Source organism: Streptomyces minutiscleroticus, from assembly GCF_014650875.1.
Taxonomy (GTDB): domain Bacteria; phylum Actinomycetota; class Actinomycetes; order Streptomycetales; family Streptomycetaceae; genus Streptomyces; species Streptomyces minutiscleroticus.
Genome location: NZ_BMVU01000077.1, coordinates 1 through 25,339, shown reverse-complemented (window position 1 = coordinate 25,339; position 25,339 = coordinate 1). Strand labels below are relative to the sequence as shown.

Genomic DNA, 25,339 nt, shown 5'->3' with positions numbered 1-25,339 from the left:
GGCGCCCGGCCCGCCGCCTCCGGCGAGGCGGCGGGCCGGCCGCCGTGGCGTGCGGGCCGTGCCGTACGGGAGGGGACCGTCAGCGCTCCCGCCGGGCGTGGCGCCGCAGCACGTGCACGACGCGGACGGCCGCGAGCACCACCGCCAGCCAGAGCCCCGTGGTCAGCAGGGTCCGCTCGACGGCCGGCGGCAGGGTCCGGACGGCCGCCGGGCCGGCGACCGCCCCGAACACGACGGCACCTAGGAAGCACGCGCTGAGCAGCGCGTATCCGATCTCCACCGTGATCGCGTCCCGTTGGGCCCGACTGTGTCGCCTGTCCTCCATGGTCCCAGCACGGCAGTCCGGGCCGGTCACTTCCTCCGCCCGCGCACCGGTCCGATCGGGCCGCGGGAGACCGCGAAGGCCGCGAAGTCCGCGTGGCCCGTCCTCGGGGTCGCCCACGTGGGGTCGCTGCCGCCGAAGAACGTGGAGAAGAAGACCCCCTCGATCTTCAGGCTGTCGACCGTACGGAACTCCAGGTTCTCGCGGTGCAGGACCCGGCGCCCGTCGAGCAGCACCTCGACCGAACCGTCCGACGAGCCCGGCGTGTTGAGGGTCACCGCCTGCTCCACGCACGTCCAGCGGTCGGTGGGCCAGCGCCAGTTGCCGCGCCCCAGCGACGTCCCGTGCTCGACGGAGGTGGGCAGGTAGGCGTACACCTCGCCCCGGCCGCCGCTGCGCCACATGTAGCGGGTGGACAGGCCGTTCTCGCCGTCGGGGATGTGCCGGCCGCCGGTGACGTCGCCGCCGTACAGGCCGGGCAGCTTGCCGCCCTTCACGAAGTCGAAGCCCTTCGGGAAGCGCAGGTAGTAGCGCAGGTGCAGGGCGTCGGTGGGGCCGGAGCGCAGCGGGAGGTAGAGCTGCGCTCCACCCCCGGGGCGGTCCCAGCGGCGTGCCACGGTGGGACTGGCCGAGCGGGCCGGGTAGCGCACGCGCAGCACCGGGCCGAGCCACGGGTCCCGGTGGGGCAGCAGCCGGGTGCGCTCGATGCCGAAGGAGCCCTCCTCGCGCGCGCTCAGGCGCCGGCCGAAGAACCGGGCGAGCGCCGCCGAGTCCCAGCGCAGCCTCGGCGGCGTACTGGACGGCGGCCCGCTCGGGCTGCCGTGCCCCGGCCCGGGCGCCTCGTCGTCGCCGGAACACGACGCGAGGGCCTGGGCCGCCAGCGCCGCCGCGCTCGCCGCGATGAAGTTCCTCCTGCGCATGGTCTGCTCCTGTCCTGGTGGAGGGCCACGGGCCGGCCGCCCCGCCTCGGGCCGGGGCGGGGCGGCCGGGGATCACGCGGGCTGGATGCGGTAGTCGGCCGCGGAGGCCGTACCGCTCCCCTCCGCCCGCAGGGTGACGACACCGTCGGCGTCGGCCTTGCCCGTGGCGACGGTGGTGCCGCCCGCCGTGAGCCGGTACGACGCGCCGGGTTCGAGGCCGCCTGCGACGAAGGTGGCCGTGCTGTAGGCGTCCAGGCGGACCGGGACCGCGCCCGACGGGTTCCGGAACGTGATGCCGCCCGGTGTGGTGGTGTCGCCCTTGACGCTGTACGCCATCGAGGCCGGTGCGCTGCCGCCCTCGATCACCGTGCCCCTGGTCCGCTGGGTCACGGGCCCGGTGCCGAACGCACCGGTGAAGGTGTTGTCCCGGAACGTGAGGTCGTCGCCGTCGTTGAGGCGCATGGCCTCGCCCTCCGCACCGTCGAAGGTGTTGCCGGAGAACGTCAGCCCGCCGGGCCGGCCCGTGCTGTTGGTGTACGCGGGGGCGTCCGAGCCCTTGTAGGTGTAGACGGCGTGGAGCCCGCTGTCGGTCACGGTGTTGTCCGACGTGGTGATGTCCCTGGTCCCGACGCTGTAGCGCAGCCCGTACCTCGCCCGCTCGATCCGGTTGCCCGTGACGGTGTCGTCGCTGCTGTCGAAGACCGCGATGCCGGCGCCGTTGGGGTGGTCGTGGACGTAGTTGTCCCGCACGACGGTGTCGGTGACCCCTCGGTGCAGCATGATGCCGTGCACCTGGTTGTCGGAGGGGTCGTCGTCGCCCGGCGGCACGTACGGCGGCACACCGTTGTCGTTCACCTCGTTGCCGACGATCTCCAGGTTGTCGCACCGCTGCGAGCAGATGATCCCGTGCGTGCCGTTGTGGTGGGCGTGGTTGCCGGTGATCTTCAGGTGGTCGGAGTCGTCGTGCGGGTCGAGCCCGTACATCACGTTGTGGTCGTACTCGTTGCCGTCGAACGTCATCCCGTACGCGCCGAACGTGTACGTCCCCATGTAGTTGTGGTGGAAGCGGCTGCCCGTCTGCGAGCCGCGCACCTTCAGGCGCTCGCACACGTCCTGGGCGTCGGTGCCGCAGCCGCGCGCCTTGTAGGAGACGCCGTAGCTCTCGGCGGCGTAGTAGCCGAGGTAGCCCAGGTCGCTGTCCTTGATGTCCATGCGCGACTCGCGGGCCGTGCCGTCGGCGTCGAGGTAGGACAGGGCGCGGATGAAGGCGCGCCCGCGCTTGCCCCCGGCCGCCTCGGGGTCGGTGTCCGGCCCCTTCTTCGCCTCGTCCCAGGAGGTGACCTTCACCCCGTTGATGTCGATCGTCCCGTACTGCGCCGTGATGCTGCTGACCTGGGACGGGTCGCCACTGGCGGAGCTGCGCAGCCGCAGGGTGTTCACGTCGCCGCCCGCGCCGGTGCCGTTCAGCCGCAGGGTCGCGCCGTTCTGGACGACCACGCTCGCGTTCAGCTGCCAGGTCGCGCCGCTCCTGACGAGCGGTGCGTTCGGGCACAGTTCGAGGATGCCGGACAGGGTGTTCGTGCCCGCCGTCAGGTACAGCGTGTTGGTGCTCGACGCGTAGCGGACCTGGCCGGTGCAGGCCGCGGCCCCCGCCGGCGGGGCCAGGGCCACGGCCCCGCCGGCGAGCAGGGCCGCCGCGCACAGGGCCGAGGTCCAGCCGCGCCCGGTCCGGCGTCCGGTCCGGGCCGCGTGCGCGGACCGGGCGCGGGAGGTCTCCGGTGGGCGGACGGGGCGAAAGGGGCGGGTGCCGTCGGTCACGGTGCTTCTCCGGTCTGGTCTGGGGCGCACGGATGCGCGGAAGGGGATGTGCCGCGGAACGGTGTGCGTCCGGGCGTCATACGGTGTTTCGGACATGTGCGGCCACCTTCGGCCGTGGTGTCCGGCGGTGCCGGACCTGGTGGACGGTTTGCAGCAGGACCGCCAGGAGCAGTGCGCCCAGGGCGGCGACACCGAGCCAGGGGACCGGCGGCAGGCTGATCTCGGTCTGCCCGTGCCGTTCGACCTGCCCGTCCCCGGTGAGCGCGCGGGGCGCCCTGACCCGGGAGTCGGTGAGGTCCAGGCGGGCCCCCCGGTCGGTCTGGATGCCCCGCCGGTCGGCGAGGACGTCGAGGTCGCGTCCGGTGGCCCGGACGCTTTCCGACAGGTGCACCCCGCGGTGCGTCTCGTCGATCGCGAGGCCCTTCAGCTCGGCCTCCGCCCTGAGCACCACGGAGGTCGTGGCCCCGGACACCGCGCCGCCCACGGCGCGCAGCCCCGGCGAGGCGGAGACGAGCCCCTTGCTGGTGGCGCCGTTGATCCGGATGCCGCTCAGGACCACACCGTGGGTGCCGCGGGCGGCCGTGACACCGGTGTGCCCGCCCACGACCAGCAGTCCCTTGAGCTCCACGTCGCCGGCCCGGCCGCCGACTGCGACCCCGGTGCGGTTGCCGGCGAGGGAGACGCCCATCACCCGGGTGTGCGAGCCCCGGACGACGACACCGTGGGAGAACCCGCCGACCGAGCCGCCGGTCACCCGGGCCCCCTCGATGCCGGGCTCCAGCCGGACGCCGGTGCCCCGGCCGTCCCCGCTGAGCACCGGGCGGCGCACGGTGACGTGGCTTCCGGCGCCGTCGACGCGCAGCGCGTTGCGCTCCGGGCCCTGCACCGTGGGCTCCTGGACGGTGCACCGCGCGCACCGCACGAGTTCGATGCCGCTGCGGTCGCCCTGCGAGGCGGGCGACTCCAGGCGCAGCCCGCGCTGCGCGACGGCCCGCAGCCCGGCCCCGCCGTTGCCGCGGGTGACGACGCCGGTCAGGGTGCGGGAGTCGGGGCCGCCGTCGAGGCTGACGCCCCGGCGGCCGTTGGACTGCGCGGTCAGGCCGCTCACGGTGGTGAGGGCGTCGTCCTTGAGGACGACGCCGTCCTGCGCGGACCTCGTGACCGAGACGTCCTTCAGCGTGACGCCCGAGGAGCCGGCCAGCCGGATCCCCGTGAGGTTGCCGTCGAACGTGGAGCCGGTCACGGAACCGGTGCTCAGCCGGCCCCAGGTGACACCGGACCGGGCGGTGTCACCGCCGCGTCCGAGCCCCTCGACCGTACTGTCGCGGATGTCGAGCCGGCCCTTCGTCCCCATCGCCACGTACGGGCGGCCCGGGGCGTCGGCCGGCGCGGGGCGGGTGCCGTCCGCGCCGACGGAGGACAGGGTGACGCCCTGGATGTCGAGCGCGGCCCGGCTGCCCTTGATCCAGGTGCCGGACGCGGCCGACCTCCCCGCGCTCATCAGCACGGTCCTGGTCCGCTCGTCGACGCGCACGATGGTGTCCGGTGCGAGCAGCACGGCCGCGCCGATCCGTACGGTGGAGCGGTCATGGGCGTCGTAGGCGACCCACTGTTTGCCCGTGCGGGTGGCGAGCCAGCTCAGCGGCATCACGCCGCCGGGCGGGACGAGGCGGCGCACCACCTTCCCCTTCTCGACCAGGCCCACGGCGTGCGGCCTGACCACCACCAGGCGGTCGGGCCGCCCGCTGCGCTGCCAGGCGGCGACGTCCGGGTCGCCGGCGGCGCCCGCGGAGGGCGCCGCCAGCACACCGGAGGCCAGAGCCGCGGCGAGGGCGGCCGCGGCCGCCGTGACGCGCCTCAGGTGTGTCATGCCCCCACCTCGCTCCCGGCGGGCTCGGCGGAGGTGCGGACGGCGACGCCGCCCACGACCCCCACCTCGCGCGTCAGCCAGCGCTGCCTGCGGATGGTCAGCAGCGCGCAGATCTTCACCACGGCCATCGCGAAGGAGACCAGCACGAAACCGGGCACCAGGAGGAACGACGACGGCTTGCGGACCAGATGCGGAAGGATCTTCATCGCCCGGCTGATCCACCACCAGGCGGCCAGACAGCTGACGAAGAACCAGTCCTCGCGCACGATCGCGTACGTCATGTACACCGGCGACAGCAGCAGTGTGAAGCTGCTGACCCCCTTGTCCGCCATCGTGAAGGCGAGGAAGGGGTGGCGCCGGATCCACGGCCGCGACAGCGCCCGAAGATCCGATCTCCAGGTGTTGCGGGCCCACCGCAGCCGCTGCTTGAGGAAGATCCGCAGCGTGCCCGGGAAGGTCGACCAGACCCGCGCGGAACGCTGCATGTAGGTGCGGTGACCGCGCTCCAGGATCAGTGTGGTCAGCCGCTTGTCGTCCCCCGACATGCAGGGCACGCCCATGAACGACTCCTGCATGAAGTCGTCGGAGATCTCCAGGAGCAGCTCGCGCCGGTAGACGGCGGTGCGGCCGGAGAGGCAGGACACCGCCTGCCCCATGACGGTCTGCGCGGCGTTCTCGTCGAAGTACCGGTAGTCCAGGAACATGTCGTTGACGCGCTGCAGGAAGCCCTGGGGGTTGTAGACGTTCTGCCGGGTGCCCACTCCGCCGACCCGGGGGTCGGCGAAGGGCTTGCACACCTCGGCGGCCACGTCCTCGGCCCAGATGGTGTCGGAGTCGACGAGCGCCACCAGGTCGGTGGTGCACGCCTCCCAGCCGCGGCGCAGCGCGTCGCGCTTGCCGGGCACGTCCGTGACGACGACCGTCACCGGGTAACGGGCCGCGATCTCCTGGCACTTGCGGTCGGTGACGTCGATGACCAGGACGACCTCCTCGACGTCGTTGGCCAGCCACGACTCGATGGCCCGCGCGAAGATCTCCGGGTCCTCCTGGTACACGGGGACGACGATGCTCAGCGGCAGCCGGAAGTCGTTCTTGACCTGCCGGTAGAGCGCCGCGGGAACGCGCCGCACCAGCCAGCAGGCCCAGCGCACCAGGCCCAGGACGCCCAACGGCAGGTAGACGAGGTAGTACCGGAGATCGTAGAGAGCGTTGTCGAGTAGTTCGCTCATGACCGCCGTCTCGTTCAGGCGGAGCGGCCGGCGGCGAGCGCGCCGTCCGTCCGCCCGCCCGCCGCGGTGCGGTCGGCCAGGACGTCGTTGACCCGCACCACGGCCCGCAGCAGCGGCATGTCCAGGCTGATGGAGTCGGCGAGGCCGAGGAAGCCCTGGGTGTCCTTGGGCAGGCACACGCCGCCGTACGGAGCGCCGCCCCGGATGCCGTAGTACGGGTTGTAGGAGCCCTCGGCGGAGCGGGCGACGGTCTGCGCGATGGGGTCGAGGTCGAGCCCGAGCGCCTGGCTGACCAGCCACATCTCGTTCCAGAAGCTGATCTTCGTGGCGTTGAAGATGTTGTGGGCGCACTTGACGAGCTCGGCGGCGGCCGGGTCGGTGAAGGTGCGCAGCTCGCCGCCGAACGGTGCGAGCAGCGCGGTGAGCCGCTCCACGGTCCGCGCGCTGCGGGAGGCGATCACGGTCATCCAGGGGTGCATGAAGTCCTCGACCGCGGAGGCGGCGCGCAGGAACTCCGGGTTGCTGGCGAGCATGAAGTCCTCGCCGAGCGTCTTGCCCGAGTGCTTCTCCAGCAGGGGCTGGACGAGCCCTTCGGTGGTGCCCGGCGGGACGGTGCTGCGGACGACCACGACGTGCGTCCCGGTGGCGTCCGCCAGGGCCTCGCCCACCGAGGTCGTCCCGTCCTCGAACGCCGTCAGGTCGTAGCGGTGGCCCTCGTTGGGCGTGGGAAGGGTGAGGAAGACGAACGAGTCCGGTTCGTTCCTCAGATCCAGCCTGTCCCGTGCGTCCAGCCCCTGGGAACGCAGGTAATTCAGCCGGCCGGCCGCGATGTCGATGAACGTGACCTCGTGACCGGCGTGCAGGAATCCCTTCCCGGTGGCCGTTCCGACGACGCCGGAACCCACGATGAAAATGCGAGCCATATTGCTGGCCTTTCGTTGATTGTGCGCGCTACCGCGACCCTCACGCGGTATGGCGGAAAAGATGCGAGGCGTATGGGCCTGATGTGCTCCGGCACCTCCCGGAACGGTTGTCCGGGCGGTTGTGCGGAAAGAATGAGCCGCTCGCCGGAGAACACCGTGAACGGCACCGTGCCGAACCCGGCACCGGTCCCTCTCCCCCCTGCTCCGCCCGGCCGCCCCACGACCGGAAACCGGTGCATCAGGCCTGGTCAGACCTGTTCACAGCGTGCTCGACGCCCGTACGGCGCCCCCCGGACGACTCCCGGACGGACACCCGACGAGCAGAGCCGCACCCCCTGTGGACCTCCCCCTCCACGCCCCTCCGCGGCCCCGCGCAAAACTTGCTCACTGCGTGACCGCCGTTGCGCACGACAGTACAGAAGCCCCGTGACGGCAACGGTCCGATATCGCCTTCGCCCGTTCACCGCGTACCGGAACCGGGAACGCGCCCGGGTGGACCCCGCTGCGCTGCACAAAAACGAATTACGGGCGGGTAGCCGGATGCCGGACCCCGCATGAAGGCCCTTTACGCGGCCCCGTAGACCGTTGAAACGGCCGGGAGAGGTTGGCCAAAAGCGGTACGGAACACCACTGCCGGAAATACCCCCTCAAAGGACCGGGGCCGGAACGGCTGCCGCACGGGCCTCGGGAAGCGGGCGCGGCGCGGGAAGCGGGCGCGGGAAGCAGAGGGGACGCGGGGACGCCGCGCAGGCCGTCGCCGCGCGGCGCGACCGGCGGGCACCGCCTCGGCACCGCCCGGACGATCCGGGCCGTGCCGTCGGCTTCGAGGGTTCTCGGCTCGGACTCTTCGAGGGTTCTCGGCTCGGACCTCGGCGGCGCCCGCCGCGGGGGTCCCGGCTCTCGCGGTTGCGGGCGTGGCCGGCCTCGTCCCGGGCGGTGCGGCGGATCCCGCGCGCCGGGAACGGTTCCGACGCACCAGAAGCAGACGGTCGGGATCAGCGGTCCGGGCTCGCGGCCGTACCCGTACCCGTACCCGTACCCGTGTCCGTGTCCGTGTCCGTGTCCGGCCAGGTCAGTTCCATCACGGTCTCGCCGTCCTCGACCTCGCCGGTCTCGCCGAACCCCAGGGACCGGTAGAGGCCGATGGCGACACGGTTGCCGGGCACGACGCTCAGCCGGACCGTGGTGCGCCCGTCCGCGCGGCAGCGCTCCAGGACCGCCCGCATCCCCAGCCGGCCCAGCCCCCGCCCCTGGGCCCGGCGGTCGATCATGAAGCGTTCCAGCAGGACGGCACCAGGAGTGTCCGGCAGCGGGATCAGCAGCGCGAACCCCACGAGTTCGGAGCCGTGGAACAGGGCCAGCGGCTCCGCCTCGGGGCGCTTTCGCGCGAGCTTCATGGACCGTTTGTTGGAGGCGACGAAGTCCTTCTGCTCCGGCAGGACCTTGAGTCCGATCACGGCGTCGTGGGTGGCGGCGGTGACGGGCTCACAGCGCACGGCGGTGGCAGTCATGGGGCGAGCATAGGACCGGGGCACAACGGTGTGACACCACTCGGTGCGCCGCCCGGCCGGGACCGGTCCTCCCGGCCCGCCCGGGCGGACGTCCGCGGGCGCCGGGGATAGCAGAACGCCGTGCGCACCCGCAGGACTTCGGCCACTTCCACCGCGGCCGCCCGCCCCGGCTGGGACAGTGCGGTGTGCCCTTCGGCGGCCCAGGTGGGGTCACACGCGTCATGGGAGGGCCTGGTGTGCGCGGAGTACGGCCGGCTGGCGGCGTTGACGGACGGGGCCTGCGTGGAACCGGCGGTCCGCGTCCGCTGCGCCGACGGCGCCGGACCGGGCGGCGACCTGCACGACGCCGTACTCACCCCCTCCGGGCCGCGTCTCATCCTGGGGGACGTCAAAGGACACGGCGAGCAGGCCGCTCCGCTGGCCGCCGCCCTCCGGACCGCCTTCCGCGACGCAGCCCCCACCGAGGCCGACCCGGTCCGCCTCGCCCACACCCTCGACACCCGCATCGGCCCCCGCCTGGGCCCGGAGGACTTCGTCACCGTCCTGCTCGCCGACTTCCGCCTCGACGAGATACGCCTGGTCAACTGCGGACACCCGCCGCCCCTGCGCACGGGTCGCCGCCTCGCCCCGGTCACCGCGCCCAGCCCCTCCCCGCCCCTGGGCCTGGCGCCCGACCCCCGGATGCAGCGCACCCGGCTCCACCCCGACCAGCGCCTCCTGCTGTACACCGACGGGCTCGTCGAGGCCCGCGACGGTGACGGCGTCTTCTTCCCCCTCGACCGCCACGTCCACGCCGCCCTCAACGCCCCCACCCTCGACCAGGCCCTCGACCGCCTCCTCGACCTCCTCCTGCGGCACACCGGACGCACCACGACGGCCGACGACCTCACCCTGATCCTGCTCCAGCGGGCGCCCGTCCCCCTGCCGCGTCACCCCTGTCCGAGATCGGCGTCCCCGTTCCGCGAGGCGGATCCGTAGCCGCCGGTACGGACCCCCGCGGGCGCCGGGGCGGACCCGTGGGCGCCGAGTGGGTCCCCCTCCCGCTCCGGCGCGTGCGCGACGGCTTCCCCGCGTACGCGGCGACGGGGCCGGCCGTCCGACCGGATCCCGACCCCGCCGACCGGCGGTACCGGTCCGGCCGTCCGGTGGGACCGCCCCGCCCGGCGGCCGGAACCGGCGCCGGAGCCCTGACCTCCACGTCCGGGCGTGGTACCCACGCATCTAGGGCAGGCCGGTCGGGCCGAGGGACGAGCGGAGCAGCGTGTGATCCGGTTAGTGGTGACGGCCGACGTCGATGCCGCGGCGACCGAGCGCGGCGTCGTACCGGCCGGTGCCGATGTCATGGTGAGCGGTGCCGGTGCCGGTGCGGCCGGCGCCGGTTCCGCGACGGCCGGGGCCGGTCCCGCGGTCGCGCGCGCCGGGACCGGTGCCACGGTGTGCGGCGCCGGTCTCGTACCGGCCGTGCGGGGTGCGGCGGCACCGGGCCGTCGGCGCGCCGCCGCGCCGCGGGAGGACGGGGACCGGGAGACATGAGGGCGCGGCCCCGGAGGCTGCCCGCCCGGCTGCTGGACGTCCTGCCGATCGGGCTCACGCTCCTGGACGTCTGGGCGCACGTCGACGGCGAACACCGGCTGGCCACGGCCTGGGCCCTGCTCGCCGTCCTGGCCCTCACCCTGCGCCACCGCTTTCCGCTGCTCACCTTCCTGCTGACGCTGCCGAGCACCCTCGTCACCGACGCGACCCTCGCCACCCTGGTCGCGCTGTACACGCTCGCCTCGCTCAGCCGCCACCGCGTCCTTCTGGCCTGCTGTGCCGTGGTGTTCGCGGTCGGCGACTTCACTCCGTGGCCCTGGTCGGAGGTCGAGGCCGGGCAGTTCTCCGAGACCCGCAGCCTGGTACGGCTCAGCTACTCCCTGGCGACCGCGGCGGCCCCCGTCTTCCTCGGCCAGCTCGTGCAGGCGCGGCGGGAGCTGTCGATGCGGCTCGCCGAGATCTCCGAGGCCCGCGAGCACGAGCGGCTGCTGACCGCCCAGTCGGTGCTGGCGAAGGAACGCGCCCAGCTCGCCCGGGAGATGCACGACGTCGTCGCCCACCAGGTCAGCCTCATCGCCGTCCAGGCGGGAGCCCTGCAGATGGGCACCCGGGACGCCGGGACGCGGGAGGCCGGGGCCGCGATCCGCCGGCTCAGTGTGCAGACCCTGGACGAACTGCGGCACATGGTGAGCGTGCTGCGCGCCTCCGGGATCCGCCCCACCGAGCTCACCCCGCAGCCGTCCCTCGCCGACCTGGAGCGGCTGGTCGACGGCAGCGGCATCAGGGCCGAGCTGAGAACCGAGCTGCCGGCCGACCTCCCGCCCACCGTGCAGCGAGCCGTCTACCGCACCGTCCAGGAGGCGCTGACCAACGTCCGCAAGCACGCCCCGGGCGCCACCGCGAGCGTGCTCGTCCACTGCGAGGAGGACACCCTCCGTGCGACCGTGACGAACACCGCCCCCACCCGTTCCGCCCTGCCGCTGCCCAGCGCCCACCACGGCCTCGTCGGTCTGCGCCAGCGCGCCGAACTCCTGGGCGGCACGGTCACCTCGGGGCCCACGGCGGACGGCGGCTACGCGGTGGACCTGCGCCTGCCGCTCGACGGCGCGCGGCGGCACACGTCCCGCGACGACATGGTGCCGTGACGCCGCGTGGCCCCGGACGGGTGCCGGGGCCACGCGGGAACCGGCCGCGGACCGGATACCGGGGGCGCGCGGGAGCCGGTGTCAGACGTCGTCGAACGGCCCGGCGTACGCGAAGGCGCCCTTCAGCGCGGGCTCGTACGCGGTGAGGGTGCGGACCTGGAAGTACGTCCCCCAGGCCGGGTCGGGCGCGGTGACGCCGTACTCCGTGCTCGGGCGGAAGCCGTACCGGCCGTAGTAGGCGGGGCTGCCGAGGAGGGCGACGAGGGGTTCGCCGAGGGCGTCCGCCGCGCCCAGCACACTGTGCATGAGAGCGAGACCGACACCGCGCCGCTGGTGGTCGGGGTGCACACTGAGCGGGCCGAGGCCCAGGACCGGTGCGGTGCCGATACGGGCGCGGGTGCAGACCACGTGCCCGACGACCTCCTCCCGCTCGTCGACGGCCACCAGCGACAGCGCGGGCAGCCAGTCGGCGCAGACGCGCAGCGCGTCGAGGAGGGTGACCTCGACGGGCACGGGTGTGTCCGGCTTGGCGAAGGCCGCGGCCGTGACGGCGCGTACGGCGGGGACGTCCTCGGGTGACTCACGTCGGATCAGCACCGGCACAGTGTGGAGCAGGAGGCCCCGGTGCCGCCAGGTGATTACGGCCGCGTCCGGCTCCCGCCGCGGCACGGTGCGGGGAGCGGGCGGCGCACCGGTCGTGCCCGTGTCCCTGTTCCCGTCAGTGTCTGTCCCTGTCCCTGTCCGAGGCGCTGCACGCGCGCATCCGGCCCGCCGGCACGGCGGAGGCGGTGCTGCGGGTCTGGGCGACGGACCGCCCGCCGCGCGGGGCGGTGCCCTGGGACGACCCGGAGGCCGCCGTCCCCGTACGGGTCAGGGCTGGCGCCGTCGTCCTGCGCGACGGCCGGATGCTGCTCATCGGCTGCGACGACGGGGACGGCGGGACGTACTACGAGATCCCCGGCGGCGGCGTGGAGGAGGGCGAGACCCCGCGCGAGGCGGCGGTGCGCGAACCGCGGGAGGAGACCGGCCTGAGCGGCGGCGTGGTCAGGGAGGTGGCCCGCGTCCGCAAGGACGGCCGCCGCGAGCACTGCTCCCTGATGGACGCGGAGGGGGACATCGGCGCCGCGGAGGAGCTCGGCACCCACGGCGGCCGGCCGGTCCGGGTCCCGGTCGGCCGGCCGCCCGTCACACCGTTGTGGCCGAGGCGGTTGTCCTGGCGCATCGCCCACCGGCACGGGACGGCTGGCCGGCGCGGCCCGCCGAACTCGCCGACGGCATCGAGGACCTGCGGGCCGACCGCACCTGGTGAGCCCCGCCGTCGCCCGGCGGTCCACCGCGCGCGGCGCGTCGTACGCCCCGGAACGAGCGGGTCAGGCCGGGACCGCCGGCAGGCCGGCGATCAGGGCGGTGAGTTCGTCAAGCTCCTGCGGGGTCAGGTCGGTCAGCGGCGGGCGGACGGGGCCCGCGCCGTGCCCGGTGGCGGTCATACCGGCCTTGACGATGCTGACGGCGTACCCGGCCCGGCGGTTGCGGATCTCGGTGTACGGCAGGACGAAGTCCCGCAGCAGCCGCTCGACGGTGTCGTGGCGGCGCTCGCGCACGGCGGCGTAGAAGTCGAGGGCGAACTCGGGCAGGAAGTTGAAGATGGCCGACGAGTAGGTGGTGACACCGAGTTCGAGGTAGGGCAGGGCGTACGTCTCGGCGGTGGGCAGTCCGCCGATGTAGGTGAGGCGGTCGCCGAGGCGGCTGTGGATGCGGGTCACGGTGTCGATGTCGCCGACACCGTCCTTGTAGCCGATCAGGTTGGGGCAGCTCTCCGCGAGACGGGCGACCGTGTCGGCGGAGTAGACGGCGTTGGCCCGGCTGTAGACGACGACGCCGAGGGAGGTGGACCGGCAGACGGCCTCGACGTGCCGGGCCAGGCCCTCCTGGCCGGCCTCGGTGAGGTAGGGCGGGAAGAGCAGGACGCCGTCGGCGCCGGCGCGTTCGGCGGCCGCGGTGAGCTCGATCGCGGTGGCGGTGCCGTAGCCGGCCGGGGCCAGGACGGGGGTGTCGTCCGGGGCGCTGCCCACGGCGGCGGTGACGACCCGCTCGACCTCGGCGGCCGTGAGGGAGAAGAACTCACCGGTGCCACCGGCCGCGAACAGCCCGCCGACGTCGTACTTCGCCAGCCGGACGATGTTCTCCCGGTAGGCGTGCTCGTCGAAGGAGAGGTCGTCCGCGAAGTGCGTCACGGGGAAGGACAGCAGTCCGGAACCGAGACGGCGGCCGAGTTCTGCCGGGGTGAGGGCGCTCATGGGTGCTGCTCCAGGGATGTCGGGTGGGTGGTCACCGGTACGGGGGGCGCGGGCTGTCGGGACGGGTGGTCACCGGTACGGGGGTGCACGGGCCGCCGGTGCCGGCGCGGGCGGCGCGGCTGTCCGGGGCCGCCGCCCGCGCCGGGCCGGGTCGGCCCGTTCCGGCCTGCTCCGGCCCGTCGGGGCTGTTCAGGACGGTTCGGGCCGGTTCAGGGGCGGGCGCCGGCCTCGTGCTCGGCGACGGTCCAGGCGCGGGCCTGGTCGCTGAGGGTGAAGCCGAGGCCGGGGCGGGAGGAGACGTACATGCGGCCGTCGCGGATCTCCAGGCGCTCGTTGAACAGCGGCTCCAGCCAGTCGAAGTGCTCCACCCACGGCTCGATCGGGTAGGCGGCGGCCAGGTGGAGGTGGATCTCCATCGCGAAGTGCGGGGCGAGCTGGAGCTGCCGGTGCTCGGCGAGGGCGGCGAGCTTGAGGAACTGGGTGATGCCGCCGATGCGGGGCGCGTCGGGCTGGATGACGTCGGCGGCGCCGTGGCGGATGAGCTCGTAGTGCTCGGCGACGCTGGACAGCATCTCGCCGGTGGCCACGGGGGTGTCCAGGGAGGCGGCGAGCGCGGCGTGCCCCTGCGCGTCGTAGGCGTCGAGGGGCTCCTCGATCCACACCAGGTCGAACTCCTCCAGCGCGCGGCCCATGCGCTGGGCGGTGGGCCGGTCCCACTGCTGGTTGGCGTCGACCATCAGCGGGACGTCGTCGCCGATGTGCTCGCGCACGGCGGCCAGGCGGGCCAGGTCACGCCTGCGGTCGGGGTGCCCGACCTTGATCTTGATGCCGCCGATGCCGCTGCCCAGGGAGGCGGTGGCGTTGTCCAGGACCTGCTCGGTGGGGGTGTGCAGGAAGCCGCCCGAGGTGTTGTAGCAGCGCACCGAGTCGCGGTGCGCGCCCAGCAGCTTGGCCAGCGGCAGTCCGGCCCGCTTGGCCTTCAGGTCCCACAGCGCCACGTCGAAGGCGGCGATCGCCTGGGTGGCCAGGCCGCTGCGGCCCACCGAGGCGCCGGCCCACACCAGCTTGGTCCAGATCCTGCCGATGTCGCTGGGGTCCTCGCCGATCAGGTTGTCGGCGATCTCGCGGGCGTGGGCGAACTGGCCGGGGCCGCCGGCCCGCTTGGAGTAGCTGAAGCCGATGCCCTCGTGCCCCTGCTCGGTGGCGATCTCCACGAAGAGGAACGCCACCTCCGTCATCGGCTTCTGGCGCCCGGTCAGCACCTTGGCGTCGCTGATCGGGGTGGCCAGCGGCAGGGTCACCGAGGACAGGCGCAGCCAGGCGATCCTGTCGAGCGTGGCCTCGCCCGGAGCGTGCGCGGCGTGAGCGGTCGTGTGCGTCGTGGTCACCACTTCGTGTCCCTGGGTCGGTGCGGTTGCGGAGTACGGCCCGCCTGCGGGGCGGGGCGGTGCGGGTGCCGGGCGGCGGCTGCCGGTGCGGGTGTCCGCGAGCGGGCGCGGTCCGGCCCGTCACGGCCGGCGGAGCCGGATGGAACCGGCGGGGCCGGTGAGTTCGCCGGGCCCGGCAGGGGGCGGCGGGGTCGGCAAGTCCGGCGGGGGCGGGATCGGCGGGGCCTTCGCGGTCCTGTCCCGCGGCCGCTCAGGACCGGCGGACCGGGCCGCCGGCGCGCGCGGCCGGTGAAGGGGGTCTCGCCGGGACGGCTCGGCGGCTGCGGTCGGGCTGGACCATGGTGCGTGCTCCAGGTGCGAGGCGGCTCCCGCCCGGGTGCGGCCGTGCGGCCGGTTCCGGACGGGGGTCGCCGTTTCTTTCGTTCGACGCTACGGTCACCGATTGATCCACGTCCAACATAAATTTTGGATGTTTCGATACCGGAAGGGCATCAGTGTTCACCCTCACCCAGCTGGCTAGCTTCGTGGCCGTCGCCGAGGAACTGCACTTCACCCGGGCCGCCGAGCGGCTCAACATGACGCAGCCGCCGCTGAGCCGGCAGATCCAGCTCCTGGAGAACGAACTCCAGGTCCAGCTCCTCGACCGCACCAACCGCTCCGTGCGCCTGACCCCCGCCGGGCGGGCCTTCCTGGCCGAGGCGCGGCGCATCCTGCGCGAGGCCGAGCACGCCACGCTCGCCGTCCGCCGGGTCTCCACCGGGGAGGCCGGCGCGATCGCCGTCGGCTTCACCGCCGCGAGCGCCTACTCGGCCCTCGGCGGCCTGCTCGCCACCGCCCGCACCGCGCTGCCCGGGGTGGAGATCCTGCTCCACGAGCTCGTCACCCGCGACCAGTTGGAGGCCGTCAGCGAGGGCTCGCTCGACGTGGGGCTGATCCGGCCCTCCGCCATCGGGGCCGACCTGGCCACGCGGACGGCCGTGCGCGAGGGGCTGGTGGCGGCCCTGCCCGCCGGCCACCCGATGGCGGCGGCCGACGGGCCCGTCCAGGTGAAGGAGTTCGACGGGCAGAACTTCCTGATGTACTCGCCGATCGAGGCCCGCTACTTCCACGAACTGCTGATCAGCATCTTCCGGGCCGCGCACGTCCGGCCCGTGTTCACCCAGTACCTGAGCCAGGTCCACAGCATCCTGGCGCTGGTCAACACCGGCTGGGGCATCGCCCTCGTCCCGGAGGCCGCGACGCAGATGCGCTACAGCGGCGTCGTCTTCCGGCCGCTGTCCCTTCCGGAGCCCGACCCGGTCGAACTCGACCTCGTGTGGCGGAGGAACAACGACAACCCGGCGCTGGACACACTGTTGCGCCGGCTGTGACACGGCCGACACCACCGTGTCATACAAGCAAGGTATTGCACGCAACAAAATTCGACATGGACGTGCATCGCAACCGTCCCTACGGTCATCTCAGCCACCGGATCCGTGGCGCGGACCACACGCGGCAGCGCAGCCGCAACGCCTAGGTTCAGGAGATCGACCATGCCCGCTCTCGACCGGCAGGACGAGCCGGCGACGACCGCCACCCCCATGGCCACCCCCCGCGCCGGCCGGCTCAGGTACCTGATCCTGGCCATGCTCTTCGCCGTCACCACGATCAACTACGCGGACCGATCCACCCTCTCCATCGCCGGCGACTCCATGCAGAAGGACCTGCACATCAGCTCCGGCGAACTGGGGGTGCTCTTCTCCGCCTTCTCCTGGTCCTACCTCGTCGCCCAGCTGCCCGGCGGCTGGCTGCTCGACCGCTACGGGTCCAAGAAGGTGTACGGCGCGGCGATCTTCCTGTGGTCGCTGTTCACCATGCTCCAGGGCGCCATCGGGTTCTTCGCCGGGGCCGCGGTGGTCCTGCTCTTCGCCCTGCGGTTCGTCGTCGGCGTCGCCGAGGCCCCCTCCTTCCCCGGCAACTCCCGTATCGTCGCGGCCTGGTTCCCCACCGGGGAGCGCGGCTTCGCCTCCGCCCTGTTCAACTCCGCCCAGTACTTCGCCACCGTCGCCTTCGCCCCGCTGATGGGCTGGCTGGTGACCGCGCTGGGCTGGGAGCACGTCTTCACCGTCGTCGGCGGCGCCGGTGTCGTCCTCGCCCTGGTCTGGACGCGGGTCATCCACCCGCCGCGCAGCCACCCGCGCATGACGCGGGCCGAGCTGGACCACATATCCGCCGGCGGCGCCCTGATCGACATGGACGCGCCCACCGCCGAGGAGGACATGCGGGCCAAGGAGGCCACGTCGGGCCGGCGGAACCTGCGTCACGTGGCCGCGCTGCTGAGGAACCGCACCCTGCTCGGCGTCTTCGTGGGCCAGTACTTCATCAACACCATCACGTGGTTCTTCCTGACCTGGTTCCCCGTCTACCTGGTCCAGGAGCGCGGCATGAGCATCCTGGAGGCGGGCTTCGTCTCCTCGCTGCCCGCGCTGTGCGGCTTCGTCGGCGGCGTCCTCGGCGGGTTCCTCTCCGACCGGCTCGCCCGGCGCACGAGCCTGACCGCGGCCCGCAAGATCCCCATCGTCACGGGCCTGCTGCTGTCCACGGGCATCATCGTCTGCAACTACGTGACCGCGTCCTGGCTCGTCGTCGTCATCATGTCCCTCGCCTTCTTCGGCAAGGGCATGGGAGCCCTCGGCTGGGCCGTCATGTCCGACGTCTCCCCCCAGCGGATCGCCGGCCTCGCGGGCGGCCTCTTCAACACCTTCGGCGCCCTCGCCGGCATCGTCACCCCGCTGGTCATCGGCTACATCCTCGACGCGACCGGCTCCTTCGACCTGGCCCTGGCCTTCGTCAGCGTCTGCGCCGCCCTGGCCGTCGCCAGCTACCTGTTCGTGGTCCGCGACATCGCGCGCGTCGACCTGCCGGAGACCGCGTACGGCCCGGCGTCCGTGTAACGGACAGGTGCGCAGGGGCGCGGCGGGTTCCCGCCGCGCCCCTGCCTGCGTGCCCTTCGGTTCACCGGCGGGTCGCCGCCCGGCCGACCGCGGCGAGGACGGCGCGCGGCTCGGCCGGCACCGCCGTGCCCTGGACCGTCACGGTCGGCGTGCCGCCCACCCCGCGGGCGAGGGCCGAGGAGGTCACGTACGCCGTCCAGTCCAGGTAGGTGCCCGCCAGCACCTTCTGGGCGAACTCCCGCCCGGTGAGGCCCGCCCGCCGGCCCAGTTCCGCCAGTTCCTCGTCGGTGTGGCCCGGCTCCCCCTCGGCGGGCTGGTGGGCGAACAGCACCTCGAAGTACTCGCGGAAGCGGTTCCCGTCGGCCGCGCAGCCCGAGGCCGCGGCGGCACGGGAGGAGTACCGGTTCGGGGACAGGTCGTCCAGGAAACCCAGGGGGTGGTGGACCACACGGATCGTCCGGTCGTCCACCAGCCGGTCCAGGGTGGGTCCCGACTCCTCCGCGAAGCGGCGGCAGAAGGGGCACAGGAAGTCGATGTAGGTGTCCACGACGACGGGTCCGTCGCCCACCACCACACCGTTGCCCTCGGGGTCGGTGTGGCCGGGGACCGGGTCCGGGGGCCGGAGCTGCGGCGTCGGTGCGGCCATGGCCTTCCTCCGGGTGCTGCGAAGGTGTGACGGTGCGGATCACGGTGTCACCGTCGGACCGGGACCGGAACGGACACCGTCGCCCACGCGTTCCAGGCTCCCACCGCCGCCCCCGATGTCAAAACGCGCGCCGCCTCCGGCCGGCCCGCTCGCCGCGGGGCCGCCCGGAGGCGACGGGCACCCTCGGCCTCGGCCGAAGGTGTGTCCGTTCGGACGGCTCAGTAGGTGTACAGGTACCAGTAGTACATGTGGTCGTAGCGGTTCATGCGGTACTCACAGCTGTAGTAGTTCCACTTGCGGTCCCTGACCCCTTGGCGGCCCGCCCGCATGCAGTCCTGCTTCTGGTAGTAGTAGGCCCGGTACCTGCGCTGGCCGTCGGGCGTCGAGGAAGCGGTGGAGTCCGCCTTGTAGCTGCCGGTGTCCGATGCCGTCACCGCCCGGAGGTCGGGCGTCGAGCCGGCGGCCTGTGCGGTCGCGGCCGCTCCGAACGCCGTCCCGCAGGCGAGAACGGTGGCCACTCCGAATCGGGCAAGTTTCCGGTACATGGATCGCACGCCCCTTCCAGTTCGCCGAGTCACTCGGTGGTCCGTCGTCCGCGGAGGAGGACGGACCCATCGTGCGCGCCCGGGTTGCAGCGCCCGCCGCACCGGCGTTGCACCGGTGTTGCAGGCGGGTGGCGCGGAAGGCGGCTGTACGGCCGTCGGCCCGGCGCTACGTTGAGGCTCGGGGGATCAGCGCCGTCAGGGGGAGCGAGATGAGCGACCCGGGCCCGCGGAACGGTCTGCGATTCCAGGTGCTCGGCCCGCTACGGGCATGGCGGGACGGGACGGAGCTGGACCTGGGTCCGGCGAAGCAGCGGGTGGTGCTGGCGGCGCTGCTCCTGCACGCGAACAAGCCGGTGAACCTGGGGCAGCTCGCGGACGCGGTGTGGGACGCCGCGCCGGCCCGCGCGGTGAACCTGCTGCAACGGCACGTCTCCGGGCTGCGCCGGGTGCTGGAGCCGCACCGTGTGCCACGGGAGCCGTCCCGCGTCCTGGCCTGGACCGGCACCGGGTACCTGCTGGCCGTGCCCGACGGCCGGCTGGACCTGCTGACGTGCGAGCACCAGGCGGAGCGGGCGCGGGCGGCCCGGGCCGCCGGTGACCTGCCCGGCGCGGCGAGGGCGCTGCGCTGCGCGGTGCGCATGTGGCGCGGGCGGCTGTGCGAGGGGCTGACCGGCCCGCTGCTGGAGGCCGAGCGGGACCGGCTCGCCGAACGGCGCCTTGACCTGCTGGAGGAGCGCATCGAGGCGGACCTGGCGCTGGGTGCCGACCCGGACCTGGTCGGCGAACTGCGCCGGCTCGTCGGAGCCCACCCGCTGCGCGAGCGGCTGCACGGCCTGCTCATGCACGCCCTGTACCGGAGCGGGCGGCAGGCCGAGGCCCTGCGGACGTACCAGGAGGCCCGCCGTCTGCTGGACGAGGAGCTGGGCGTCGAGCCCGGCCCGGAACTGCGGCGGGTGCACGAACGGATCCTGGCCGCCGACGCCGCGCTCGGCCCTCCCGCCGCGCCCCTGGGCACGACGGCCGCCGCCGCGGTGCGCCCGGCCCGCCTGCTGCCGCCGGACGTGACCGGCTTCGTCGGCCGCCGTGAGCAGTTGGCGCAGCTGGACCGGCTGCTGGAGGAGGGGGAGGCGCCCTCGGCGCCGGCGATCTGTGTGATCGTCGGTACCGCCGGGGTGGGCAAGACCGCGCTGGCGGTGCACTGGGCGCACCGGGCCGGCGAGGCGTTCCCGGACGGGCAGCTCTACGCCGATCTGCGCGGCTACGGCCCCCAGCGGCCGGTGACGCCCGGCGAGGCGCTGGCCGGGCTGCTGACCGCGCTGGGGGTGCGCCGGCCGGACGTCCCGGCGCGGCTGGAGGAGCGGGCGGCCCGCTACCGCGGCGAACTGGCCGGGCGGCGCATGCTGGTGGTGCTGGACAACGCCGCCACCGCCGCCCAGGTCCGGCCGCTGCTGCCGGGCGGCCCGGACTGCCGGGTGATCGTCACCAGCCGCGACTCACTGGCCGGGCTGGTGGTCCTGCACGGCGCCCACCGGCTGACCGTGGACCGGCTCCCGGCCGACGAGGCGGCCGCACTGCTGCGCGACCTGATCGGGGAACGGGCCAGGGCCGAGCCGAAGGCCGTCGGCCGGCTGGCCCGCCAGTGCGCCCGGCTGCCCCTGGCACTGCGGGTGGCCGCCGAGCGCGCCACCGCCCACCCGTACCACGGGCTGCCCGTACTGGTCGCCGAACTGGCCGATCTGCGGCGGCGGCTGGACCTGCTGGACGCCGGCGGGGACCCCGGTGCCGCGGTGCGGACCGTCTTCTCCTGGTCCTACCGGCACCTGCCGCCCGACACCGCCCGTGCCTTCCGGCTGCTGGCCCTGCACCCAGGCCCCGACCTGGAGCCGCAGGTCGCCGCCGCCCTCACCGGGACCGCGCCGGAGACGGCCCGCCGCCTGCTGGAGGCGCTGGCCCGCGCCCACCTGCTCCAGCCGACCGCGACGGGGCGGTACGGCATGCACGACCTGCTGCGCGCCTACGCGGCCGAACTCGCCGCCGCCCACGACGCCCCCGCCGCCTCGCCGGGGACCCCGGCCACCGCGTGCGACCGGTAAGCGGCCGTCACGGCTCTAGTCCTGGTGCCGCGGGGGGTTGCCCACGCCCGTGCCGCCCGGCTGGCCGCCGCCGGTCGTGCCGTAGCTCCCGCCGACGCCGGGCGGCATGTCGGCGTCGGCCTCCTCCTTGCTGATGTGGCGCCGGGCCCGGACGTTCGCGCGGCGCTCCGGGTACGGGTAGTCGAAGGGGCGGGACTCGGCGCGCTCGCGCTCGGCGTCGCGCCGCTCCTGCGCGGCGCGCTCGGCCTTCTCCGCCGCGTCGTCCCCGCGCTGGACGCCGTGGTGTGCCGGGATGCCGTGGTCCTGGTTCTGCGTCTCGTCGTTCATGCGGCACCGGGTACCCGTTGTCCGGCGTCGAACCGTGCGCATCGCCGGTGCCGTGTCCCGCGGGACACACCGTGTGACACGCGGCGGCGCCGCCTCCCCGCAGGGACACGGGGGGCGGCGCCGGGCGGGACTGCGTCAGACCAGCCAGCCGACGAAGTGGACGACGCCGGCGAGAACGTTGGTCAGGAAGTTCATGAGTGTGCTTTCTCCTTGTGTTGCTCGGCGTACGCGGGATCACGTACGTCGTACGTGCCGGGCACGTACGGGGACACGCGCATCGCGGTCTGCAGCCCGTCGCTTGCGCACCGTAAGCATCGTTGGTCACAACACCCTTTCGCAGCCCTCCGGGCGATGATCACCTGAGCCGGGGAACACCCGCACCCCAGTTCGATTCCTTAGGCAACCAATTACGGTTCCCCGGCACCCGGCCGCGGTTCCCGGAGCGACCGGGCCACGGTTCCCCGAGGCGGCGGGTGACGGGAGCCGGGAACGGCGGTCCGGGGCGGTGCCTCGACGCGACGGGCGGGGCCGGGCTGTCCGCCCGGTCCCCGCCCGTGTCCCGTACCGGCACCGCGGCGCCGGGTCTCACCGGCCGGTGTTCCGCCGCCGGCCCAGTGCCGCCACGGCGGCGAGCAGGACCAGGACGACGCCGGTGAACCAGGTCAGCGCGTCCGTCAGGCTCATCGAGCGGCTGGCGACGCCGAGGCCGACGGGGAGCAGGGCCAGGCCGAGGTAGGAGATGAGGAACAGGCCGGCCAGGGCCTCGCCGCGACGCGCGGGCTCCGCCATGCCGGCCACCGCACCGACCGCGGACTTGAACAGCACCCCGGCACCGACGCCCGCGGTGATCCCGCCGACCAGGAACACCGGCAGGTTCGCGGCGTGCACGCCGACCGCGAGGACCACCACGCCCGCCGCCTGCGCGGCCAGGCCGACCGTCTGGCGCGTACGGGCGCCGAGCCGTCCCGTGACCACCTGGGCCGCCGCGGCGGCGCCGAACACGGCGAACACCACGAGGCCGGCCAGCGCCCGCGACGGGTGGTGCAGCGTGTGGCCGACGAACCCGGGCACCAGCGAGGTGAACAGCCCGAACACCGCCAGCGAGGCGAATCCGGACGCGGCCGCCGCGACGTACCCGGCCCGGTCGCCGTGGTCGGCGCTGACGCGCTGCGGCCGGTACGCGGGCCGGACCTCCGGCCTCTCCACCGTCTCGGGGGTCAGCGCGACCGCGAGGGCGCCCACCAGCAGCAGGACGGCGAAGACGGCGTACGGCACGCGCAGCGGCGCGCCGAGGTACTCCGCCAGGAGTCCGGCGATCAGCGGGCCGAAGCCCAGGCCGCCGATGTTGGCGGCCGTCGAGACGACCTCGAAGCGCACGGGCGAGGCGCCGGGCCGGTGGACGCTGTGCAGTTCGTGCAGATGGGCCGTTGCCGCGGCGGTCAGCATGCCGACGCCCAGGCCGGTGATCAGCCGGGCCGCGATCAGCACCGGCAGCGCCGGCGAGGCCAGGAACAGCACGGCCGCGACGGACTCGAGCCCCAGCGCGAAGAGCAGGATCCTCTTGCGCCCGGTCCAGTCCGACACGTGCCCGGCCAGCAGGAGGCTGACGAGCACGCCCACGGCGTACACGGCGAAGACGACCGTGACCGTGAACGTGGAGAACCCGTCGTGCGCCTGGTACAGCGGGTACAGCGGGGTCGGGACGGTGGAGAACGCCATCGCGGTGACGAACACCGCGGCGACGAGCCAGAACCCGGCGCCGTGGCGGCGGGCGGACGGCCGCTCCCGCGCCGCGCCGGCCTCCTGCGGTGCCGTGGTGCTCCCGGCGGACGCGCGGTGCGCGGTCCTGCCCGCGACCGACGATGTGGACATGTGAGGTCTCCGTTCCCCTGGCGGCCGTTGCGGCGGCTTCCGTCGCCGCCCGAGGGGTCCAACCACGTGCCCTCCCGCACACTTCCCCTCCGGGGGAGATGAATCGAGATGACGGTAATCTCTTTCGCAGATGACGGGAGGGACCGCATGGACCTGCGGCAGATGGAGGTCGTGGTGGCGGTCGCCGAGGAGGGCGGCTTCAGCGCGGCGGCCCGGCGCCTGCACGTGGTGCAGTCCGCCGTCTCCGGTACGGTGCGCGCCCTGGAGCGCGAACTGGACGCGCCGCTGTTCCACCGGACCACACACCGTGTGTCGCTGACACCGGCCGGCGAGGCGTTCCTGCCCGCCGCCCGCGCCGCCCTGCAGGCCGCCGCGAAGGTCCGCACGGCGGTCGACTCCGTCAGGGGCGGGCTGCACGGCGAGATCGCGGTCGGTGTGATGCAGGGCCTGTACGCGGGGCTCGGCCGGGCCCTCGCCGACTTCCGCCGCGAGCACCCGGGCGTGACCGTCCGGCTGTGCCAGTCCCCGGCCGAGGACGCCCCTCGGGCGGTGCGCGACGGACGCGTGGACCTCGCCGTCGTGGCCCTCGGCACGGACCGGCCGCGCGGGCTCGCCACCCGGCGCCTGACGCACGAGGAGATGGTCCTGACGGCCGCACCCGGCCTGGTGCCGCGCGCGGACCGGCCGGTGACCCTGGCCGAGGCCGCCGCCCTGCCCTCGGTGGGCTTCCCCGAGGGCTGGGCCGTCCGGCACGCGGTCGACCGCGCCTTCCGCGCGGCCTCCGTCGAACGCACCGTCACCTACGAGGTCAACGACGTCCTCACGGCCGCCGACCTGGTCCGGCACGGTCTGGGCGCGTGCATCCTGCCCGCGTCGCTCGCCGCCCGGTTCCCCGACCTGACGGTGCGCCCGTTCGCGGCGCACGCGCCCACGTGGACGGTGCGGGTGGTGCATCCGCGCGGCGAACTGCCGCCCGCGGTGGCCGCGTTGCTGCGCCACATCGAGTGACCCCTCTCCCGGAAGGCGTGCCGAGCTCGCCTGCGGTGCGGCCGCCGCGGCCGTCCGGTCGGCCGTCACGCCCCTGTGGGCGGCCGGCTTCCCGAACGGCCGGCTGCCCCTGTACCACCTGGCGGCCGCGGTGGCCACCGCTGTCCGGTTCCGGGTGAGGGGCGCGGACGGACCGGCGGAAGCGCCGGTGCCCCGGCTCCGGGCACGTACGGGGTGCGGCACACCGTGTGCCGCACCCCGTGTGCCGCCGCGCGCTCAGCTAAGGCCGCCGGGCCTCACGCCGTCATCGCCATCTCGGCCGGCCGGGCGGTCTCCGTCTCCCGGGCCGGGTTGCCCGCCCAGTGGGTGCCCGGCGGGACCTCCTCGCCCTTCATGAGGAAGGAGTCGGCGGCGATCACGGCGCCGTCGCCCAGTGTGGTGCCGTAGTGCACCAGCGCGCTGATGCCGACGGTGCAGCCGGAACCGATGGTGATGCGGTCGGACTTGAACGTGCCGTCCTCCTGCGAGTGGCACTGCACGACGCTTTCGAGGTTGAGCGTGCAGTCGTCCCCGAGGGTGACCAGGGTGCGCTCGGGGAACTTGCAGCCGTCGTCGTAGAGCCGCCGCCCCACGCGCATGCCAAGCATCCGCCAGAACAGGGCCTTGAACGGTGTGCCGTTGAGCAGGCGCAGGTCCATCGCCTGGTGCTTCCAGAAGCGCTCGTGCCGCCAGAAGTCCCGGTGGTAGATCGAGCAGTACAGCGGGCGCTGCCGGCGGAAACGGGTGGTGGCGCGCTCGGCGAACGCGGTCTGGACGGCGGTGAACACCAGGATCAGCACGCTGGCCAGCGCGATCGCCGAGGCTCCCAGTGTTCCGTACAGTCCGGCCGCGCCCCAGGCCAGTACCAGGACGCCGAAGGTGTGCAGCCACCGGGAGAGCAGGAAGGAGGCCAGGGTGACGGCGTTGTGCCGGTTCTTGGC

At 73.9% G+C, this 25,339-nt stretch carries 21 protein-coding genes and 1 pseudogene; 7 read left to right on the top strand and 15 right to left on the bottom strand.

Annotated elements, in window-relative coordinates; translation table 11 throughout:
* Positions 1 to 79: 79 nt before the first annotated feature.
* The 7 genes from IE271_RS36335 to IE271_RS36305 form a co-directional block, all read right to left on the bottom strand.
* Positions 80 to 325 (bottom strand): DUF6332 family protein, encoded by a 246-nt coding sequence (locus IE271_RS36335; protein ID WP_190194737.1) that lies wholly within the window; start codon positions 323 to 325, stop codon positions 80 to 82.
* A 26-nt stretch (positions 326 to 351) separates the two neighbouring features.
* Positions 352 to 1,242 (bottom strand): polysaccharide lyase, encoded by an 891-nt coding sequence (locus tag IE271_RS36330; RefSeq protein ID WP_190194736.1) that lies wholly within the window; start codon positions 1,240 to 1,242, stop codon positions 352 to 354.
* A gap of 72 nt (positions 1,243 to 1,314) precedes the next feature.
* On the bottom strand, positions 1,315 to 3,060 hold the full coding sequence (locus tag IE271_RS36325; protein WP_190194735.1) for a right-handed parallel beta-helix repeat-containing protein: 1,746 nt from the start codon (positions 3,058 to 3,060) through the stop codon (positions 1,315 to 1,317).
* Positions 3,061 to 3,136: 76 nt separating this feature from the next.
* Positions 3,137 to 4,930 (bottom strand): right-handed parallel beta-helix repeat-containing protein, encoded by a 1,794-nt coding sequence (locus tag IE271_RS36320; protein ID WP_190194734.1) that lies wholly within the window; start codon positions 4,928 to 4,930, stop codon positions 3,137 to 3,139.
* Positions 4,927 to 6,159, bottom strand: a complete 1,233-nt coding sequence (locus IE271_RS36315; protein WP_190194733.1) for a glycosyltransferase — start codon at positions 6,157 to 6,159, stop codon at positions 4,927 to 4,929. The genes IE271_RS36320 and IE271_RS36315 overlap by 4 nt, the downstream gene beginning before the upstream one ends.
* A 14-nt stretch (positions 6,160 to 6,173) precedes the next feature.
* A complete protein-coding gene (locus tag IE271_RS36310; RefSeq protein ID WP_190194732.1) occupies positions 6,174 to 7,082 on the bottom strand; it encodes a 2-dehydropantoate 2-reductase N-terminal domain-containing protein in 909 nt (302 codons plus the stop codon).
* Between the two features lie 995 nt (positions 7,083 to 8,077).
* Positions 8,078 to 8,593 (bottom strand): GNAT family N-acetyltransferase, encoded by a 516-nt coding sequence (locus IE271_RS36305; RefSeq protein WP_190194731.1) that lies wholly within the window; start codon positions 8,591 to 8,593, stop codon positions 8,078 to 8,080.
* Positions 8,594 to 8,827: 234 nt separating this feature from the next.
* On the opposite strand from IE271_RS36305, the gene IE271_RS36300 reads away from it, so the two are divergent.
* Both IE271_RS36300 and IE271_RS36295 read left to right on the top strand, forming a co-directional pair.
* A complete protein-coding gene (locus IE271_RS36300) occupies positions 8,828 to 9,571 on the top strand; it encodes a PP2C family protein-serine/threonine phosphatase (RefSeq protein WP_190194730.1) in 744 nt (247 codons plus the stop codon).
* A 551-nt stretch (positions 9,572 to 10,122) separates the two neighbouring features.
* The gene (locus IE271_RS36295; RefSeq protein WP_190194729.1) at positions 10,123 to 11,271 is read left to right on the top strand and encodes a sensor histidine kinase; all 1,149 of its coding nucleotides are present in this window, start codon (positions 10,123 to 10,125) and stop codon (positions 11,269 to 11,271) included.
* Between the two features lie 81 nt (positions 11,272 to 11,352).
* Here IE271_RS36295 and IE271_RS36290 read toward each other — a convergent pair whose 3' ends face one another.
* Positions 11,353 to 11,868, bottom strand: a complete 516-nt coding sequence (locus tag IE271_RS36290) for a GNAT family N-acetyltransferase (protein ID WP_190194728.1) — start codon at positions 11,866 to 11,868, stop codon at positions 11,353 to 11,355.
* A gap of 131 nt (positions 11,869 to 11,999) precedes the next feature.
* Between IE271_RS36290 and IE271_RS43695 the strand changes: the two are divergent.
* Positions 12,000 to 12,580, top strand: a pseudogene (locus IE271_RS43695) (NUDIX domain-containing protein); the annotation flags it as partial.
* Between the two features lie 61 nt (positions 12,581 to 12,641).
* Here IE271_RS43695 and kdgD read toward each other — a convergent pair.
* Both kdgD and IE271_RS36275 read right to left on the bottom strand, forming a co-directional pair.
* Entirely contained in the window at positions 12,642 to 13,568 is a 927-nt protein-coding gene (kdgD, locus tag IE271_RS36280) for a 5-dehydro-4-deoxyglucarate dehydratase (protein WP_190194727.1), read from the bottom strand.
* Positions 13,569 to 13,777: 209 nt separating this feature from the next.
* Positions 13,778 to 14,959, bottom strand: a complete 1,182-nt coding sequence (locus tag IE271_RS36275) for an L-talarate/galactarate dehydratase (RefSeq protein ID WP_190194726.1) — start codon at positions 14,957 to 14,959, stop codon at positions 13,778 to 13,780.
* Positions 14,960 to 15,450: 491 nt separating this feature from the next.
* Here IE271_RS36275 and IE271_RS36270 point away from each other — a divergent pair, with 491 nt between their 5' ends.
* Positions 15,451 to 16,326: a LysR substrate-binding domain-containing protein gene (locus IE271_RS36270; RefSeq protein ID WP_190194725.1), complete on the top strand. Its 876-nt coding sequence runs from the start codon at positions 15,451 to 15,453 to the stop codon at positions 16,324 to 16,326.
* A gap of 162 nt (positions 16,327 to 16,488) precedes the next feature.
* Positions 16,489 to 17,889 (top strand): MFS transporter, encoded by a 1,401-nt coding sequence (locus tag IE271_RS36265; RefSeq protein ID WP_190194724.1) that lies wholly within the window; start codon positions 16,489 to 16,491, stop codon positions 17,887 to 17,889.
* Between the two features lie 61 nt (positions 17,890 to 17,950).
* Here the strand turns inward: IE271_RS36265 and IE271_RS36260 are convergent, their stop codons facing one another.
* Positions 17,951 to 18,535: a DsbA family protein gene (locus IE271_RS36260; protein WP_190194723.1), complete on the bottom strand. Its 585-nt coding sequence runs from the start codon at positions 18,533 to 18,535 to the stop codon at positions 17,951 to 17,953.
* A 218-nt stretch (positions 18,536 to 18,753) separates the two neighbouring features.
* Entirely contained in the window at positions 18,754 to 19,053 is a 300-nt protein-coding gene (locus IE271_RS36255) for a hypothetical protein (protein WP_190194722.1), read from the bottom strand.
* Positions 19,054 to 19,289: 236 nt separating this feature from the next.
* Between IE271_RS36255 and IE271_RS43480 the strand changes: the two genes are divergently transcribed.
* Entirely contained in the window at positions 19,290 to 21,173 is a 1,884-nt protein-coding gene (locus IE271_RS43480; RefSeq protein WP_190194721.1) for an AfsR/SARP family transcriptional regulator, read from the top strand.
* Positions 21,174 to 21,188: 15 nt separating this feature from the next.
* Here the strand turns inward: IE271_RS43480 and IE271_RS36245 are convergent, their stop codons facing one another.
* Both IE271_RS36245 and IE271_RS36240 read right to left on the bottom strand, forming a co-directional pair.
* On the bottom strand, positions 21,189 to 21,500 hold the full coding sequence (locus tag IE271_RS36245; protein ID WP_190194739.1) for a hypothetical protein: 312 nt from the start codon (positions 21,498 to 21,500) through the stop codon (positions 21,189 to 21,191).
* A 585-nt stretch (positions 21,501 to 22,085) separates the two neighbouring features.
* Positions 22,086 to 23,372, bottom strand: coding sequence for an MFS transporter (locus tag IE271_RS36240; RefSeq protein ID WP_190194720.1), 1,287 nt, complete (start codon positions 23,370 to 23,372; stop codon positions 22,086 to 22,088).
* A gap of 147 nt (positions 23,373 to 23,519) precedes the next feature.
* On the opposite strand from IE271_RS36240, the gene IE271_RS36235 reads away from it, so the two are divergent.
* The gene (locus IE271_RS36235) at positions 23,520 to 24,380 is read left to right on the top strand and encodes a LysR family transcriptional regulator (protein WP_190194738.1); all 861 of its coding nucleotides are present in this window, start codon (positions 23,520 to 23,522) and stop codon (positions 24,378 to 24,380) included.
* A gap of 275 nt (positions 24,381 to 24,655) precedes the next feature.
* Here IE271_RS36235 and IE271_RS36230 read toward each other — a convergent pair.
* Positions 24,656 to 25,339 (bottom strand): DapH/DapD/GlmU-related protein (locus IE271_RS36230; protein WP_268256267.1); only part of this gene is annotated, 684 nt, incomplete at its 5' end.